This is a genomic window from Bradyrhizobium sp. MI1.4, from assembly GCF_055811315.1.
Genome location: NZ_JBVVPP010000005.1, coordinates 261,064 through 278,808, shown reverse-complemented (window position 1 = coordinate 278,808; position 17,745 = coordinate 261,064). Strand labels below are relative to the sequence as shown.

Annotated in this window: 12 protein-coding genes and 1 pseudogene; 3 read left to right on the top strand and 10 right to left on the bottom strand. The window is 65.6% G+C overall.

Features of this window, described 5'->3' with window-relative positions; genetic code table 11:
* Positions 1–188: 188 nt before the first annotated feature.
* Together AC0L23_RS08695 and AC0L23_RS08690 are read right to left on the bottom strand one after the other, a co-directional pair.
* Positions 189–1,103 carry a phosphoribosylaminoimidazolesuccinocarboxamide synthase gene (locus AC0L23_RS08695; RefSeq protein WP_018455824.1) on the bottom strand — a complete coding sequence of 305 codons (915 nt, stop codon included), beginning with the start codon at positions 1,101–1,103 and terminating at the stop codon, positions 189–191.
* A 77-nt stretch (positions 1,104–1,180) separates the two neighbouring features.
* Entirely contained in the window at positions 1,181–2,098 is a 918-nt protein-coding gene (locus AC0L23_RS08690) for a pirin family protein (RefSeq protein WP_085362000.1), read from the bottom strand.
* 258 nt (positions 2,099–2,356) lie between these two features.
* On the opposite strand from AC0L23_RS08690, the gene AC0L23_RS08685 reads away from it, so the two are divergent.
* Both AC0L23_RS08685 and AC0L23_RS08680 read left to right on the top strand, forming a co-directional pair.
* A complete protein-coding gene (locus AC0L23_RS08685) occupies positions 2,357–3,415 on the top strand; it encodes an AraC family transcriptional regulator (RefSeq protein WP_085361999.1) in 1,059 nt (352 codons plus the stop codon).
* Positions 3,416–3,560: 145 nt separating this feature from the next.
* Positions 3,561–4,988: a serine hydrolase domain-containing protein gene (locus AC0L23_RS08680; RefSeq protein WP_085361998.1), complete on the top strand. Its 1,428-nt coding sequence runs from the start codon at positions 3,561–3,563 to the stop codon at positions 4,986–4,988.
* Positions 4,989–4,994: 6 nt separating this feature from the next.
* Here AC0L23_RS08680 and AC0L23_RS08675 read toward each other — a convergent pair whose 3' ends face one another.
* Complete coding sequence (locus AC0L23_RS08675) at positions 4,995–6,362, bottom strand: MmgE/PrpD family protein (RefSeq protein ID WP_018455828.1); 1,368 nt, start codon at positions 6,360–6,362, stop codon at positions 4,995–4,997.
* 118 nt (positions 6,363–6,480) lie between these two features.
* Between AC0L23_RS08675 and AC0L23_RS08670 the strand changes: the two genes are divergently transcribed.
* A complete protein-coding gene (locus AC0L23_RS08670) occupies positions 6,481–7,596 on the top strand; it encodes an FUSC family protein (RefSeq protein ID WP_085361997.1) in 1,116 nt (371 codons plus the stop codon).
* 1 nt (position 7,597) lies between these two features.
* Here the strand turns inward: AC0L23_RS08670 and AC0L23_RS08665 are convergent.
* The 7 genes and pseudogenes from AC0L23_RS08665 to AC0L23_RS08635 all read right to left on the bottom strand — a co-directional run bounded on the left by AC0L23_RS08665 (position 7,598) and on the right by AC0L23_RS08635 (position 17,653).
* Positions 7,598–8,249 (bottom strand): annotated as a pseudogene (locus tag AC0L23_RS08665) (2-hydroxychromene-2-carboxylate isomerase).
* Positions 8,246–8,734, bottom strand: coding sequence for a DUF2867 domain-containing protein (locus tag AC0L23_RS08660; protein WP_085361996.1), 489 nt, complete (start codon positions 8,732–8,734; stop codon positions 8,246–8,248). Before AC0L23_RS08660 ends, AC0L23_RS08665 begins: the two are co-directional and overlap by 4 nt.
* The gene (locus AC0L23_RS08655; RefSeq protein WP_085361995.1) at positions 8,731–10,125 is read right to left on the bottom strand and encodes an MATE family efflux transporter; all 1,395 of its coding nucleotides are present in this window, start codon (positions 10,123–10,125) and stop codon (positions 8,731–8,733) included. The genes AC0L23_RS08660 and AC0L23_RS08655 overlap by 4 nt, the downstream gene beginning before the upstream one ends.
* A 252-nt stretch (positions 10,126–10,377) precedes the next feature.
* Positions 10,378–11,673 carry a UDP-N-acetylglucosamine 1-carboxyvinyltransferase gene (murA, locus tag AC0L23_RS08650; RefSeq protein ID WP_018455833.1) on the bottom strand — a complete coding sequence of 432 codons (1,296 nt, stop codon included), beginning with the start codon at positions 11,671–11,673 and terminating at the stop codon, positions 10,378–10,380.
* Positions 11,674–11,900: 227 nt separating this feature from the next.
* Positions 11,901–14,336 (bottom strand): DNA topoisomerase (ATP-hydrolyzing) subunit B, encoded by a 2,436-nt coding sequence (gene gyrB / locus AC0L23_RS08645; protein WP_018455834.1) that lies wholly within the window; start codon positions 14,334–14,336, stop codon positions 11,901–11,903.
* A 279-nt stretch (positions 14,337–14,615) separates the two neighbouring features.
* Positions 14,616–16,784 carry a hypothetical protein gene (locus tag AC0L23_RS08640; protein ID WP_085385546.1) on the bottom strand — a complete coding sequence of 723 codons (2,169 nt, stop codon included), beginning with the start codon at positions 16,782–16,784 and terminating at the stop codon, positions 14,616–14,618.
* 125 nt (positions 16,785–16,909) lie between these two features.
* A complete protein-coding gene (locus tag AC0L23_RS08635) occupies positions 16,910–17,653 on the bottom strand; it encodes a hypothetical protein (protein ID WP_085385545.1) in 744 nt (247 codons plus the stop codon).
* Between the last annotated feature and the right edge of the window lie 92 nt (positions 17,654–17,745).

The following is a 17,745-nucleotide window of genomic DNA, read 5'->3' as shown; positions in this document are numbered from 1 at the left end:
AGCCGGATGGAAGAAACCGAAGCGCCCGCCATTCGGTGTCGTCCTGGCGAAAGCCAGGACCCATTATCCCAGGGAGGAGTCGTGGCGCGAGGTGACGGCCACAGTCTTCGCCAAACCGCGCCCGGTGTAATGGGTCCTGGATCGGCGCTCACTTCGTTCGCTGGTCCAGGACGACGCTAAGGCCTGCACTAGATCTTGAGTTCGCTTCCCGTCACGCGGCGATATGCTTCCAGATACCGCTTGCTGGTCGCGTCCACCACGCTTGCGGGCAAAGGCGGCGGCGGGGCGTCGCCGTTCCAGCGGCCGGCGCGGCGCTCGACATCGAGATAGTCGCGCAAGGGCTGCTTGTCGAAGCTCGCCTGCGGCTGGCCGGGTTTGTAGGCATCGACGGCCCAGAAGCGCGAACTATCCGGCGTCATGACTTCGTCGATCAGGATGATGCGGCCGTCCTTGTCGCGGCCGAATTCGAACTTGGTGTCGGCGATGATAATGCCCTGTTCGCGGGCGAGCTCCTCGCCGAGCGTGTAGATCGCGCGCGTCATGCTCTCGAGCGTGTAGGCCGTCTCGTCGCCGACGACCTCGCGCATTTTTGCGATGGTAATGTTCTCGTCATGGCCGGTCTCGGCCTTGGTCGCCGGGCTGAAGATCGAGGGCTCCAGCTTCTCGCTCTCGACCAGGCCCGCCTTCAGCTTCTCGCCGGCCAGCGTTCCGCTTGCTGCATATTCCTTCCAGGCCGAGCCCGAGAGATAACCGCGGATCACGCATTCGATCGGAAACACCGTGGTCCGGCGGCACAGCATGGCGCGGCCGAGAATCTCGGCGCGATGCGGCTTCAAGGCCGGCACGGCGGCGATGATCTCGTCGGTGTCGGCGCTGATCATGTGATGCGGCACCACGCCTTCGAGCTCGTTGAACCAGAAGGCGCTGATTTGCGTCAGTACCGCGCCCTTCATCGGGATGGTCTCGCCCATCACGACATCGAAGGCGCTGATGCGGTCCGTGGTGACGAGCAGCAGGCGGTCGTCGTCGACGGCGTAGATATCGCGCACCTTGCCGCGCCCGATCTTGGGCAGGGGCAGGTCGCTGGAGAGCATGGTGGTCATCGGCAGAACTTTCGGGGCAAGGTCTTGCGACGGGACATCCGGCCGCGCCTGATCGCGCGACCGGAAGCCGGATTAGCCTATTCCGGCAGCGGAATGAACTCATGTTCCTGCGGAACTGCGGCGAAGCGGCCGGTTTTCCAGTCCCGCTTGGCCTGCTCGATCCGCTCCTTGCTGGAGGAGACGAAATTCCACCAGATGTGGCGCGGGCCCTCCAGGGCGTCGCCGCCCAGAAACATCATCCGCGTGGCCTTGAGCGCCTTCACCGTGATGCGGTCGCCCGGGCGGAAGATCAGCAGTCGCGGCCCTTCGTAGCGCTCGTTCGCGATCTCGACCTCGCCGTCGACCACGTAAATGGCGCGCTCCTCATGATCAGGGTCGAGCGGCACGACCGCGCCCGCGGCCGCCGTGACCTCGGTATAGAACCACGGCGACACCATCGAAACAGGTGAGGTGATGCCGAAGGACGAGCCCGCGATCACCTTTGCGGTGAAGTCGCGCTCGGTGACCATCGGCAGGTCACCCGCGCCGTAGTGCTGGAACGACGGGGCGATCTCTTCCGATCCGGCCGGCAGCGCGATCCAGCTTTGCAGGCCCAGCATCTTCTGCCCCGAGGCGCGCTGCACATCCGGCGTGCGCTCGGAATGCGCGATGCCGCGGCCGGCCGTCATCAAATTCATCGCGCCAGGCTGGATCTCCTGGATGTTGCCCTCACTGTCGCGATGCATGATCGCGCCGTCGAACAGATAGGTGACCGTGGCAAGCCCGATATGCGGGTGCGGCCGCACGTCCATGCCCTTGCCGGAGACGAACTGCACCGGCCCGAAATGGTCGAAGAAGATGAAGGGCCCGACCATCTGCCGCTTGCCGTGCGGCAACGCGCGCCGCACCGCGAAGCCGTCGCCGAGATCGCGCGTGCGCGGCACGATGACGAGATCGAGCGCATCGCAGGACATGGGATCGCCGAGCACGGGATCGTTCGAGGGTTGCCAGCTCATGGTAAAACTCCGTCTAAATTGCTTGGGCTCGATACTAGCAGGATTCCGCGCCAGCGTCGCGGCTAAGCCCGCTGTTATGCCCCGCGAAGGCGGGGCATCCAGTACGCGGCGGCCTATCCGTTCAATCATGGCCGTCTCGGAGTACTGGATCGTCCGGTCAAGCCGGACGATGACAGCTGTGGTGCGGATGGTGCTTGAAAACATACGCCTGACGAAGGATGTTCGGCTGATGTCAACCGCGACCCATCGCAACACCCGATGACCCCAGCCGCAGCCGAGCTCGCCTTTCGCGCCGCCGCCGTGGCGCTGCTGCTGGTGTTGGCAGCGTCATTACTCTCGGATTTCCGCAATGTGCTGGCAGCCCGGCTCGGTGCGGCCTTTGCGCTCGGCTCGGCCGCGCATGCTGTGAGCTATTCTGTCGGAACATCATCGCTGGTACCGGCATGGCATGCGCCGCTGATCGCGTTGTCGACCGGCAATATCGTGGTGTTCTGGCTGTTCACGCGCGCGCTGTTCGACGATGAGTTTCGCCTGCGCCGGTGGCACGGATTGACCTGGGCGTTGGTGGCAGCCTTCAGCTTCGTCAGCTGTCTCTGGATCGCACCCGGCGGACATGTCCGGGTCGCCGTCACCGCGGTGAACCTGATCGTGCTCGGCTTCATTGCGCTCGCGATCGTGCAGACGATCGCCTCATGGTCAGCCGATCTGGTCGAGCGCCGCCGCCGCGTCCGTATCTTCATTGTCTGTGCTGCCGCGCTCTATGGCGGATTGAACGCGCTGCTCCAGATCCTCGCCGGCAGCGACGTCGGCGACGTCGCCAATACCGTCAATACCGGCGTGCTTGCCAGCATCGTCACGGCCATCGCCTATGCGATGATGCGCGTCGATGGCGCCGACCTGTTTCCAGCTGCTGCGGAGGCTGCGCCCGCGATCGCGGCGAGCCAGCCTGTCGGCGAGGATGCCGCCGACCAAAAGCTCATCGACGCCCTGATGCGGCTAATGGCGGACGAGCGGATCTATCGGCAGGAGAACATCAGCATCGGCGTGCTGGCGGGCCGGCTGAAAATTCCCGAATACCGGCTGCGCCGGCTGATCAACCAGGGGCTCGGCTACCGCAATTTCAATGTGTTCCTGAACAGCCACCGGATCGAGGAGGCCAAGGCCGCGCTGGCCGATCCCGCCCAGGCCGAGGTCCCGGTCATCACCATCGCGATGGACTCCGGCTTCCAGTCGCTCGGTCCCTTCAACCGCGCCTTCAAGGCCGTGACCGGCGTGACGCCGACGGAATATCGTCGGCTCAAGGTGAATGCTGTCTAACCTTTAGTGCACTGAAACATCTAGGTTATTTTGGAATCGGCGAGCGTCTCGCTGCTTTCGGCTCTGCCGTTTTCCAAATCCGGCGAGCGGGCATCGCGTGAATGCCGCTTCGTCTCCGGCACGCGCCTCAAGCCGGAGCAAGCCCGTGACCCGCCGCCGCAAGATCGTCCTTCTCATCACCACCGTCGCCTTTGCCGGCCTCGCGCTCGGCGCGGTTCGCGCCCATGACCTGCCCAAGGTCGCCACCGGCTTCATCGCCGACGTGCTCTGCTCGGAGACGTTTGTCTCGGGCCTCGATATCAGGCGCAACCTGACCGAGACCGCCGATGCGATGCCGGGCGCCGGTCTGCTCACCTGGGCGATGGACTATCAGGTCGATCGCGCGCGCAAGGACGTCACGGTGACGCTGTTCGGCATCGGTCGCAGCCATGCCGTCTATCGCGAGGGCCTCGGCTGCACACTCGAGCACGGTGCTGAGATCGCCGACGTCAGGCTGCCGCCTGATGACAGGCAGCCGGCGTTGCTGCCCGAGATCGCCGGGCCCGCGGTCGTATCGCCGCAAAGCCCGGAACTGTCAGCCGCGCTCGATCGCGCCTTCGCCGAGCCGCCATCGCCGCCATTCCGCCGCACCCGCGCAATCGTCGTCATGAAGTCGGGCCGCATCATCGCGGAGCGCTATGCGGACGGCATCGGACCGGAGACGCCGCTGCTCGGCTTCTCCATGACCAAGTCCGTGATCTCGGCTCTCACCGGGATCCTCGTGCGCCAGGGCCGACTGAAGCTCGACGGGCCCGCACCGGTCGCCGCCTGGACAAATCCGGACGATCCGCGTCACGCCATCACCGTCGATCAATTGCTGCGCCACACCGCGGGCCTGGCGCTCGGCAGCTCGCTTCAGGCCTCGCTTGGCTCCGCGTTCGAGCCGGTCAATCGCATGAAATTCGTGGAGGCCGACATGGCCGCCTATGCAGCGAGCATGCCGCTTGCGACCGCGCCGGGCACCGTGTGGAATTATCACGATGGCAACACCATCATGCTCGCGCATCTGATCCGCAACGCCGCCGGCGGCAATCCCGCCGATGCGCTTGCCTTCGCGCGCCGCGAATTGTTCGCGCCGCTCGGCATGCGACACGTCACGCTCCAGCTCGACGGCGCCGGCACGATCGAGGGGTCGAGCGAGATGCTCGCATCCGCGCGCGACTGGGCGCGTTTCGGCCAGCTCTATCTCGACGACGGCGTCGCCGGCGGCCGGCGCATCCTGCCCGAGGGCTGGGTGAATTACTCGGCGTCGGCGACGCCCAATGCCTGGGTCGGTATCGGCGCCGGATTCTGGACCAACCAGGGCGACAGCTTTGGCGCGACCTTTCGCGTCGATCACGGCTGGCCGCGCGATGCCTTCTTCGCCAAGGGCACGATCGGGCAGTATACAATCGTGATTCCGTCGGAACGACTCGTGATCGTGCGGCTCGGCCGTTCGCCGAACTCACCGCCAGAAGCGGACGGTGTGTTTGATCTGGTGCGGGATGTGATTGCGGCAACGCGCGCTAAAGGGAAGGTGGCGGGGATGGATTGAGGTGCTTTACCTTCCCAGCTCCGTCGCCTTTGCCACGCGATCGAACCGCTCCAGCGTCATGATCGCGTCCGCGAATTTCTCCGCGCGCGCATTCAGCACCGGGCGTGCCAGCGTCAAGAATTTTTGCTGCATCGCCTGTGCATCCGGGAACGAGGTCGGCTCTCCCGAGGGATCGGCGTAGAGCCGCTCATGCACGCCGTCGTCCGTCGTGATACTCACGCGCGCGCCAAAGGGGTGGGTGCGGCCGATTTCGAGGCGATCGTCCTGCACTACGTCGAACTTGTCGGCGAGTGCGTCGATGGCGGCGTCGCCAAGACGATTGTAGTCGTCCCAGCCAAATGAGCCCTGGTCGAGCGCGAGCGCGCCGGTGAAGAACATCGAGAACTGGCCGCCGACGATCGAGGTCGGGTGGCGCTTGGTCGCGGCGTCGCCGGTGAGCGTGATGCCGTTGCGATGCAGGCCGATTTCGACCCGCTTGACCTGATCGGGCGTCAGATTGTGCTCGCGCCGCATTGCGATCAGCGCGTCGATCGCGGCGTGAGTGTAGCGGCAGCTCGGATACGGTTTGACGCCGATCTTCATGGTCTCGTAGGTCTTGCCGAGCTCGGCGACCGCCTTGTCGGGATGCGCATCGTCGGTGTAGCCGGCGAGCAGGCCATGTTTGCCCTCCACGGATTCCGTCGCCCCGACGAAGTCGTTGCGCGCCAGCGTCGCGGCGATCACGCCATTCATCGCGGCGGCTCCGACCTGGTAGCGCTTGTTCCAGGCGCCATTGACCAGGAATTGCAGCGAGCCCGCGGCCTGGCTGCCGGCGACGCCGAAGGCGGCGATGAGCTGTTGCTCGGACAGGCCGAACAGTTTTCCGGCGGCCGCTGCTGCGCCATAGGTGCCAGCGGTGGCGGTCGGATGGAAGCCGCGCGCATAATGCGAGGTCGGGTCGAGCGCGTTGCCGAGCCGGCAGCAGACCTCATAGCCCGCAACGATCGCGGTCAGCACGTCGCGGCCCGACGCGCCGACCATCTCGCCGATGGCGAAGGCGGCCGGAACGACCGGCGCGCTCGGGTGCAGCGAGGAGTCCGCATGGGTGTCGTCGAAGTCGAGGGAATGGCCGAGCGCGCCGTTGAGCAGCGCCGCGACCGCCGGCGTCCAGGTCTTGCTGTCGCCGAACACGGTGGATTCGCCCCTGGTGTCGAGCGCGAGCGCCTCCAGCATCTTCAGGATCGAGGGGGTCGATTCCGCTTCGCTGCGGGCGCGGATGGCGCTGCCGAGGAAGTCCAGCGTCAGCACCTTTGCGCGATCCAGCACTTCCGCCGGAATATCCCCGTATTTCAGATTGAAGACATAGGCAGCGAGCGTTGCGGTTTCGTGGGCCATCGTGTTTCCTCGTTTTGGCGCGCAAGTTAGGCGGGCTGATTTGGCCTTTCAAGCGGCCATGGGCTGCGGGCATCAGCTATGCTTTTGGCAGGCTCCAAGAGGATCGGGATATTCCACGATGGGACTTCCAAAAGATGTGTTCGACCGGGTCCGGGCGCGGCGAACGCAACTGGGCCTGGCGATCCGGGTCACGGTCGCGGCCACCGCGGCCTACGCGATCGCCACCGCGCTGCATCTGCTGCTGCCGCTCTGGGCGGTGCTGACCTCGCTGATCGTGACCCAGTTGAGCGTCGGGCGCTCGCTGAAGGCGACGCGCGATTACGTGCTCGGCACCATCGGCGGCGCCATCTATGGGGGCGCCATCGCGATCCTGATCCCTTATTCGACCGAGGCCGGCCTGTTGGGGCTGCTGGTGCTGGCGGTCGCGCCACTCGCCTTCGTCGCCGCGATCAACCCGAGCCTCAATGCAGCGACGGTCACCGCCATCATCGTGCTGCTGGTTCCGACGATGCATCATTCCGATCCCATGACATCGGCAATCGATCGGGTCAGCGAGGTCGGGGTCGGCGCAATCACGGGATTGCTGGTCTCGTTCCTGGTGCTGCCCTCGCGCGCGGTGCGCCAGATCCGCGCCAGCGCGGCAAGGCTGCTCGAGCTGATCGCGGACGCCTTCACCGAGCTGCTCGCGGGTCTCACGCGCGGCCGCGACAACGATGCGCTGCACCGGATCCAGGACGGCATCGGCACCGCGATGGTGGGCATGAATGCGATCGGTGCCGAAGCCGAGCGCGAGCGGGCCGCGCGCCTGTCAAGCGGGCCCGACACCGGTCCCTTGCTGCGAACGATCCTACGGCTGCGCCACGACGTCGTGATGATCGGCCGCTCGACCGTGGTGCCGTTGCCGGCCGAGGTGCAGCTGCGGCTCGCCGCGCCGCTGGCGGAGGTCAGTGCGGCGATCGTGCGCTTTCTGCGCTCGGCGGCCGAAGCGTTGCGGGCTGGTGCCGGCGCGCCGCCGATTCATCCCGTGCACGTCGCGCTCCAGCATTACGCCGAGGCGGTTGCCGCCGTTCGCCAGGACGGCCTGATCCGCGGCCAGCCGAGCGACACCGCCGAGCGCTTCTTCGCGATCGGCTTCTCGCTGGAGCAGATGCACCAGAATCTCTGCGATCTCGATCGCGTCGTCGGCGAGTGGTCGGAAGCCTCGTCGGACAAGTCAGCGCGCTTGGCCGAGTGAGCTAGCGCCGCATCAGGCCCTTGCCTTGCATGCGCCAGACCAGCAAATCGATGCGGTCCTGGCCGAAGAACGGCTCGTTGTCGAACACGAAGGTCGGCACGCCCCAATGGCCGGAGGCGGCGTGGTCCTTCTCGTTCTCCGTGATCACCTGCTCGTAGCGATCAGGGTCCGCGGTGATTGCGGCATCCATCGCGGCGAGATCGAAGCCGGCCTTTTCGGCGCCGCGCCAGAGATGATCGCCTTCGTTCCAGCCCGACACCGAGCCGTCCCACAGCACGCGGGCAATTGCATCGGTGAATGTGAGCGAGCGTCCCTCGAGCTGCGCCATGGCACCAAGCCGGGTCAGGCGGTGGATGTAGGGCTGCTCGGCCGCGACGTCGAACGTCACCTTGTCCTGCACGATCGGATCGGGCCTGGGAAAGCGGAACGGAATGCCTTCGTGCTGCGCCACGCGCGTGCTGTCGAGCACCACATAGCGAATGAAGTTCGGGCTGGCCTTCTTGAAAATACCCGGGCACACGGACTGCGAGCGGATAGACCGGCCGCAAATTCACCGCCAGATCGTAGGTTTCGACGAGCTTGAGCGTTTTTGGCAGCGCCAGATAGCTGAACGGGCTGCGAAAGGAGTAGTAGAGGTCGACGGAGAGCGTCATCGGGCCGGCTCCGCGAGCCGCCCCATCATGCTGCGGGCGACGAGCTTGTGGAAGGGCGTGATGAACGCGAGATAGGCGCGGCCCAGCCGATTGTTGGTCCGCACCAGCGTGGTCAGGGTGACGTGGCGCAGCACCGCTTCGCCGGCGACATCGACCACGATGCGGAAGTCGAGATGATAATCATTGAAGCCGGCGACCAGCTGCTCCGGCGTTTCGCTCAGCACCGGAAACAAGCCGATCAGGCCGCCCGGCGCTGGTGCGCCTTCACCCGATGTCTTCAATCCAAAGGGCCTCACGAGGATGTTGCGCAGGCGTGTCAGTGCACCGATCCAGCGCGGTCCGTGCAACACCATCCTGGTGCAGGCCTCGCGGGCATTCACCGGTGCTGTGCCGATCTCCACGCGAAAGGCGTCGATGAATTGCGCACCGGCCAGCAGCGTGCCGGCGTCGACATCGGGGATGACTTCGCGGACGGTCCCGTTCATCCCGCCAGTTTGCGCGTCAGCATCCGGAAGCGCAAGATCAGAAGTCCGGCATAGACGAACGATCCGATCGACAGTCCGATCCAGACACCGACCGCGCCGAAATCAGCGTGAAAAGCGAGCAACCAGGCGATGGGAAAGCCCACGCACCAGTAGCCGATCGCGGCGAATACCAACGTCATTCTGGTGTCATTGATGCCGCGCAGTGCGCCGCCCATGATGGTCTGGATGGCATCGGCGATGAAGAAGGTCGCGCCGACCAGCAGCAGCGTTGCAGTCAGCTCGACGGTCGCCATGCTCGCCTCGCCGCTGCCGAAGAACAGCCGTCCGAGCTCATAGCGGCCGAGAATGATTGCGACGGTGAGGGCCGAGACGAACGCGATCCCGATCACGGCTGCGACGAGACCTGCGCGCCTCACCGCAGCCGGGTCGCCGCGGCCGAAGGCGTGGCCGACCCGCACCGTGGCCGCCATGCCGATGCCGAGCGGGACCATGAACAGCACGGCGGTGACCTGGAGGGCGATCTGATGCGCCGCAAGCGCCGTGGTCGAGATCAACCCCATCAGCAGCGCCGCCGAAGAGAACAGGCCATATTCCAGCAGCAGCGAGAACGAGATCGGGGCGCCGATCGCGATGAGCTTGCGCATCAGGGGCCAGTCGATCCGCCAGAGATTGGCAAGCGGACGATAATCCGCGAACGGCTTGCGCAGTCCCGCAATGGCGAGCGTGGCGCCGAACGTGCCGAGATTGACGATGGTGGTCGCAAGCCCTGCGCCGAACAGACCGAGCTCCGGCAGGCCGAACAGGCCGTGGATCAGGGCGTAGACCAGCGCGGCATTGACGGGGATCGCCGCGAGCGTGATCCATAGCGGGGCCTGCGGCCGGTTCACCGCGCTCATCATGCTGCGCAGCGCGATGAACCCGAGCGCCGGCGCGATGCCCCAGGCCAGCCCATTCAGATAGCGCTGGGCGAGCGCGGCCGAGTGCGGCGCCTGACCGAGTGCGACCAGGATGTGCTCGCCATAGAGCGGCGAGGCCATCATCGGCAGCGAGATCAGCAACGCGACCCACAAGCCGACGCGCAGAGAGCGGCGGATGCGCCTGACATCGCCGGCGCCGAAGGCTTGCGCGACCAGCGGCGACACCGCCGCCATCAATCCGAGCCCGAAGGTGAAGCTGACGAAATAGACCGTGTGCGCCAGCGCTGCTGCTGCGACCGCGCTCTCGCCGAGCCGCCCGATCAGCGCGAGATCGGTCGTGATCATCGCGATCTGCCCGAGCTGTGTCAGCATCATCGGCACGGCCAGCCGCAGCGTCGCGACGAATTCGTCGGCGAGAGGATTTGGCGGCACGCCGGCTTGCGGCTGCGAACGAGGCTGGACGGTGTCGAGCATGGCCGGGTCAATAGCACAGCCGGGCGACGAAAACATGGCTTGGTCTTCTCCCTCTCCCCTTGCGGGAGAGGGTGGCTCGCCGCAGCAGCGGCGAGACGGGTGAGGGGGATCTCTCCGCGTACGGCCCTCAAGACTCGCTGAAGCAACCCCTCATCCGGCGCTATAGCCGATGCGAAGCTTCGGCGTTCTCAAAAACGGCGGCCGAAGGCCGCCTACGCCACCTTCTCCCACAAGGGGAGAAGGAAGAAACTCTCAGCCCTTCCGTTCAGGCACGCGCCTGATCTTCGCGCCGAGCGCGTTGAGGCGCTCGTCGATGCGCTCGTAGCCGCGCTCGATCTGGTCGGCGTTGTTGATCGTGGAGGTGCCCTCGGCGCAGACGGCCGCGAGCAGCATGGCCATGCCGGCGCGAATGTCGGGCGAGATCATCGATGCACCGCGCAGGCGGCTGGGGCCGGCGATGATGGCGCGATGGGGGTCACAGAGCACGATACGCGCGCCCATCGCGATCAGCTTGTCGACGAAGAACATCCGCGATTCGAACATCTTCTCGAACATCAGGATCACGCCCTCGCATTGCGTGGCGGTGACGATCGCGATCGACATCAGATCGGCCGGGAAGGCCGGCCAGGGCTGGTCTTCCAGCTTCGGCACATGGCCGCCAAAATCGTCCTGGATCTTCAGCGTCTGGTTTGAGGGCACGATGAGATCGTCGCCCTCGATGCGGCAGACGATGCCGAGCCGTTCGAATCCCATGCGGATCGAGCGCAGATGCTCGACGCCCGCGCGCACGATGCGAAGCGGCGACCGCGTCACGGCCGCGAGTCCGATCAGCGAGCCGACCTCGATATGGTCGGGCTGGATCCGGTAGGTCGCGCCGCCCAGCGTCGCCGGACCGTGCACGATCATGGTGTTGGTGCCGATGCCCTCGATCCCTGCGCCGAGCGCGACCAGGAAGTTGGCGAGGTCCTGCACATGCGGCTCGGACGCGGCGTTGCGCAAATAGGTGGTGCCTTGGGCGGCGACGGCTGCGACCAGCGCGTTCTCGGTCGCGGTCACGCTGGGCTCGTCCAGGAACACGTCGGCGCCGGTCAGTTTCGAAGCGCGGAATTCGAGCCGGTCGGTCGCGGTGACCTTGGCTCCCAACTGCTCGAGTGCGAGCACATGCGTGTCGAGCCTTCGGCGCCCGATGACGTCGCCGCCGGGCGGCGGCAGCATCACTTCGCCGCAGCGGGCGAGCAGGGGGCCGGCGAGCAGGATCGAGGCGCGGATGCGAACGCACAAGTCCGGATCGAGATCGGCGGCGCGGATGCTCTTGGCGTGAATATGAAGCGTGTTGCGGGCGGTCCATTCCGCCGCCGCGCCGACCGAGCGGATCAGCTCGACCAGCGTCTCGGTGTCGCGGATCCGCGGCACGTTCTCCAGCGTCACCGGATGCTCGGTGAGCAGGGCTGCCGCGATGATCGGCAGGGCCGCATTCTTGTTGCCGGAAGGCTCGATCGAGCCCGAGAGCCGGTGACCGCCCTCGACAATGTACTGGATGGGCGCCACGGGGTCTCTCGCTGTCGTGTTGAGTGGGGGGCGGGTTTTCGAGGCGGAAACTACCGAGAATTGAGCGCGGGAGCAATTCTGCACTTGTCGCGAGGGCGGGGGAGGTTCAGCCGTGTCTCTACGTCATGGCCGGGCTTGTCCCGGCCATCCACGCCTTTGCCAGATGCACGGAGAACGTAGATGCCCGGGACAAGTCCGGGCATGACGACCGTCCAAGCCATCCGATCTCAGATATCGATCGTCGCGCTCAGCGAATGTTCCTGGATGAAGTCGCGGCGCGGCTCGACCACGTCGCCCATCAGCTTGGTGAAGATGTCGTCGGCCTCGTCGACCTCCTTGACCTTCACCTGGAGCAGTGATCGCGCATTGACGTCCAGCGTGGTCTGCCAGAGCTGCTCCGGATTCATCTCGCCCAGCCCTTTGTAGCGCTGCAGCGAGACGCCCTTGCGGCCGGCGTCGGTGACGGCTTCGAACAGATCGACCGGGCCGTAGACCATGTGCTCGGTGTCCTTGCGCCGCAGCTTGCCGGGGCGGGCGTAAACGTCCTGAAGCTTGACCGTGTACTCGTCGAGCTTGCGGGCTTCGACCGAGCCCAGGAACGCGTCATCGATGAGGGCGACGTCCTTGACGCCGCGCACGGTGCGCTCGAACTGGAAACCATGGCCTTCAACGTATTGACCGATCCAGCCGCGCTCGACCTCGTCGGCGAGCGTGTCGAGGCGGGCGGCGATGTATTGGGCTGCCGCGGCGGCTTTCTCCGGATCGCCGTAGATCGCCTTGTTGAGCACGCCGGTGATGGCGGCCTGCTCGATCACCTTGCGATTGTAGCGGGTGTGCAGGCTGCGCAGGACGCCGCGGACCGCGCGGGCGTCATCGACCAGCGAGCGCAGGTCGCGGCCGGTGCGATCGCCGCCGGTGCCGGGAATATAGACGCAATCGTCCAGCCCGGTATCGATCAAATAATCTTCCAGCGCCCGCTCGTCCTTCAGATATTGCTCGGACTTGCCACGGTTGACCTTATAGAGCGGCGGCTGGGCGATATAGAGATAGCCGCCGTCGATGATCTCGCGCATCTGCCGGTAGAAGAAAGTGAGCAGCAGCGTGCGGATGTGGGCGCCGTCGACGTCGGCGTCCGTCATCACGATGATCTTGTGATAGCGCAGCTTCTCGATCGAGAATTCGTCGCTGATGCCGGTGCCGAGCGCGGTGATCAGCGTGCCGATCTGCTCGCTGTGCAGCATCTTGTCGGGACGCACGCGTTCGACATTGAGGATCTTGCCACGCAGCGGCAGTACAGCCTGGAATTCGCGGTTGCGGCCCTGCTTGGCGCTGCCGCCTGCCGAGTCACCCTCGACGATGAAGAGCTCGGATTTCGCCGGGTCCTTCTCCTGGCAGTCGGCGAGCTTGCCGGGCAGCGAAGAGACCGAGAGCGGGCTCTTGCGCGTCAGCTCGCGCGCCTTTCGCGCCGCTTCGCGGGCAGCCGCCGCCTGGATCACCTTGCCGACGATCATCTTGGCTTCGGAAGGGTGCTCCTCGAACCAGGCCTGCAGCGCCTCGTTGAGCACGTTCTCGACCACGGGGCGCACTTCCGAGGACACCAGCTTGTCCTTGGTCTGCGACGAGAATTTGGGGTCCGGCACCTTCACCGACAGCACCGCAGTGAGGCCTTCGCGGCAGTCGTCGCCGGTGAGCGCGATCTTTTCCTTTTTCGCGTTGGCCTCGGCATAGCCGTTGACCTGGCGCGTCAGCGCGCCGCGGAAGCCGGCGAGATGGGTGCCGCCGTCGCGCTGCGGGATGTTGTTGGTGAAGCACAGCACGTTCTCGTGGTAGCTGTCGTTCCACCACAACGCGGCCTCGACACCGATGCCGTTGGATTCCGCGCGCACCATGATCGGCGCCGGCACGATCGCCTTCTTGTTGCGGTCGAGATATTTGACGAATTCCTCGACGCCGCCGGAATAGTGCATCTCCTCGCGCTTCTCGACCGCGTGACGCATGTCGGAGAGGGCGATGTTGACGCCGGAATTGAGGAAGGCGAGCTCGCGCAGCCGGTGCTCCAGCGTGGCGAAATCATACTCGATGTTCTTGAAGGTTTCCGTCGAAGCCTGGAACGTCACCTCAGTGCCGCGCCTGCCGGGCGCGTCGCCGACCACCTTGAGCGGCGCGACCGCATCGCCATGGGCGAATTCGATGTAGTGTTCCTTGTTGTCGCGCCAGATGCGCAAGCCGAGCTTGCTCGACAGCGCGTTGACCACGGAGACGCCGACGCCGTGCAGACCGCCGGAAACCTTGTAGGAATTCTGGTCGAACTTACCGCCGGCATGGAGCTGGGTCATGATGACCTCGGCTGCCGAGATGCCTTCGCCCTTGTGGATGTCGACGGGAATGCCGCGGCCGTCGTCGCGCACGGTGACGGAATTGTCGGCGTTGAGGATCACGTCCACGCGCGTGGCGTGGCCCGCGAGCGCCTCGTCGATCGCGTTATCCACGACCTCGTACACCATGTGATGCAGGCCCGAGCCGTCATCGGTGTCGCCGATATACATGCCGGGACGCTTGCGGACGGCGTCGAGACCCTTGAGCACGCGGATCGATTCCGCCCCGTAATCGCTCGGATTTGAGGGTTCGTTTTCGGCAGGCGTCTGCCGAGCAGGTTCTGTCATGAGAGGCCTTCGAGATGTCGCCCGAATCAGCGGCGCAAAAGGCGCTGATATGCGGGCTATTTGTGCCACGAAAGACGGATTGCGCCTAGCGCAAAGTATCCCCCGGCAAGTCTTTGATTAAATAGAATTTTTTGGCCGATTTTCAAGGCCTTCGAAGCCCGATTCGGCGGCTTGGAAAAAGCGCGATTCGGGAAGCCGTTTCGGGCCGTGGAAGGCGTGGATTTTGCGGGGACGAGGGCGTTCCGAGGCGCCTGGAACGCCCCGGAACGGCCTTGCAGCTCAATACATCTGAAGCGGCAGCACATCTCCGTTTGGCCCCACCAGGAGGCCCCAGGCATCGCCGGCGGCCACTGTGAGAATCTCGGTGCGAGTGGGGCGTCCCGGCAGACGCAGCGCGTACTGGTACTTGCCTGGCGGCAGATCGAGCATCGGGCCTTTCGGCGATTGCGGACCGCCGGCGCCGGCCGCGATCTTTACGGTCTGATTGTTGATCGTCAGCGATGCTTCTTTCGGCCCCATATTGCCGAGCATCAGCCTGGCCTGTCCGGCCTTCGGCATGATGTCGGCCTTGGCCGCGGCCTGCGGATTTCGCTGCATCAGGCTGACCGTGGTCTCGTCTCGGGCGCGGCCAAGCTTCAGCACGGCCGGCCCCTGCGGCGAGGTGAACGCGAGCTCCGCCCGCTCGGCCGTCACGATCGCGCCGTCGGCCTTCTCTTGCCAGCCCCGATTGGTCAGCTCCGCGCGATAGAAGGCGAGGACCTCGCCAAGGTCGGCGGGGATGCTGGCTTCGAGCTCGGTCCGGAACGACTGGTCGCTGCCGGGAAATTTCGTGGAGCTGATGCCGGTCGAGCTGTGCTGCGTCGGCACCGGCAGGGCCGAATCGGGATCGGGCGTGAGCGGCTCCTTCGATTTGGTCTGGACCGCCTTGGCTTGGGTCGATTTGGCCTCGACGGGCTTCGCCGCGGCGACGACCAGACCGGAGCCGTTGGCGCTAACGTTCACCTTCGGTCCCATCTGCATCACGGTCATCGAGATCGACTTGCCGCTCTTTGCGAACTCCATCACCGCCATGTTGGGCTGATTGATGACGGAGGGCTGCTCTTTCCAGCCCGCTGGCTTGAGCGATGCGCGATAGAACGCAGTGAGCGCCTTCACGCTCGAGGTCGAGGAGAACTCGAGCCTGCCCTCGTCGCTCTCGAACTTCACACCCTCGGCGTTTTCAGGCAGCGGCACCGGAATCTTGCTGTCGGCCTGCGCGTTGAGCGGCGCGTCGGACAATGCGGCCGCCTGCACCTTGCGCCTGGCTTCGTCGGCGGTGATGAGCTGCTTGGCCGCACCTAACGCATCCCCAAGGAACTTGTCGTCCGCCTCTTTCTTCGCCTTGGCACGGGCGGCAAGCGCGGAGTCCTTCACCTGCGCGGTCAGGCTGACCATGGTGAAATCATATTTGCGGCCAAGCCGCAGCACGCCGGTTTCCTCCGCCGAAGAGATCTTGATCGCGACCTCGTCACCGGGTGCGAGCTGCGCGCTGCCGTCCTCCTGCCAGCCGCGCGCGGCGAACTCGCGGTGATAGAAGGCGAGCACGGCCGGCAGCTCGGCCATCGCGGCGGCCGACATTTCGCGCTTGTTGTCGCTCGCGCCGCCGAGCCCCCTGGCCGTCTTGGTCGGGCTCGGCCGCGGCAGGCCGGCCAGATCGCTATCGGCTTTGAGCTCGCTCGGCAGCGCGAAGGGGGCGACCCGGATATCGACATTGGTGCGGCCATCGTCGCGGCGCGTCAGCGTCAGCATCACGGGCTTCTGCTGATAGAAGCCGGTCTCCTTGCTATCGGCATGCGCGTAGAACGCGCGCAGGCCGTTGGGAACGGTTTCATTCAGGCTGGTGGTCCAGCGTGCGGCGGTTTCCGGCGTGAGCTTCTGCCAGCCGATCGCAGCCATCTGGCTGCTGTAGAAATCCGACGTTGCATCGAGCGGCGTCGGCGCGATGCAGCCGAGATAGGGCCGGGTCCCGTCGAACACGATGTCACTTGCGCCTTCCGGAAATGGCACGTTCCCGTAGATCCGGTCGGTGGTGTAGTAAACCACGGACTGGTCTGGCCGGCCGAGCGCCTGCGTGAAATGAACGGAAAGGCCCTGTCGTCCCTTCCTGAACTTCAGCAGGCTGCTTTTCTCCTCAAGCGGCATCACATAGGGCACCCATCCGTTGTCGCGCAGGAGCTTTTGGACCGCGGGCAGCGTCACGGCCTGCCGCATCGGTACGCGATATTCGACGCTATAGGGATCGGGGCGCGAAATGTCTTCCACCGCACCTTCGAGCTGGGGCAGCGCGTGGACGTCGACGATGCCCTCGTCGGCGCCGGCCGCGATCGAGCAGCTCGCCATCAGGAAGAGACCGCATGCAAGCAGCTGCCATCGTGCCGGGACTTGCACCCCGCGCGGGATCATCGCCATCGTTACGTCTCCAGGATGCCGCGCGGCGCTTGGGCGCGCGCGATTGCAACGGCTGCGACACCGTCGGCGGGGCCTCAGACCAGAAGTCGCGGCAGGAACCGGGCAGGTTCAAAGATTCGGACGGCTCAATACAGCTGGAGCGGCGACCATGCCTCGCCGTCGCGCCCGACGGTGAGCTCCCAGGCGTCGCCGGCCGCGACGGTGAGGATGTTGCTGTGGGCCGGACGGCCGGGCACGCCCAGTTCGTAGGAATATCTGCCGGGCGCCAGATCCAGCGAGACGGCGTTAGCGCCGGCGGAGCGCTTGATGATCTGCGCGTTGATCCCGAGCACGGCTTCCGTCTCGCCGATGTTGCTGAACACCAGCTTCGCCTGGCCCGGCTCGGGCATGACGTTCGCCCGGGTTGCAGTATCCGAGTTCTTCTGCACGAGATGAACCAAGGTGCTGCTGCCCTTGCGGCCGAGCTCCAGCATCGCCGGACCGAGCGGAGATGCGAACGCGAGCTGGACGTGATCGGCGGAGACGACGGCGCCATCGTGCTGCTCCTGCCACCCGAGCTTTCCGAGCTCCCTGCGGTAGAAGGCTAGGACGTCGCCGAGTTCGGCGGGCACGGTGGCTTCGAGCTTGACCCGAAGCGGCGCTTCGACGCCCCGCATCAGGGTGGTGTGGATTCCTCGAAAGCTGTAGCGGGTCGGTGCGAGCAGCCTGGCATCGGGATCCGGCGTGAGATCGGCGGAAAACAGCGCCGCGAGATGCGGCATCCCGGCGCCGGCGCTTGCAGCGAGCATGCAGATCGCGAGCAGGACGAGGCCGCACGCAAACGCCCGCCATCGTGCCGGAGCTTGCGCCCCGGACCTTGCCGTCCGCATCTCACTCTCCAGGGGTCTCGCGCGGCATGTCATTGCGCGATTGCAAAACGGCTGCGACGCCGTCGGCGCGGCCTCCGGCAACTAGTCGCGGC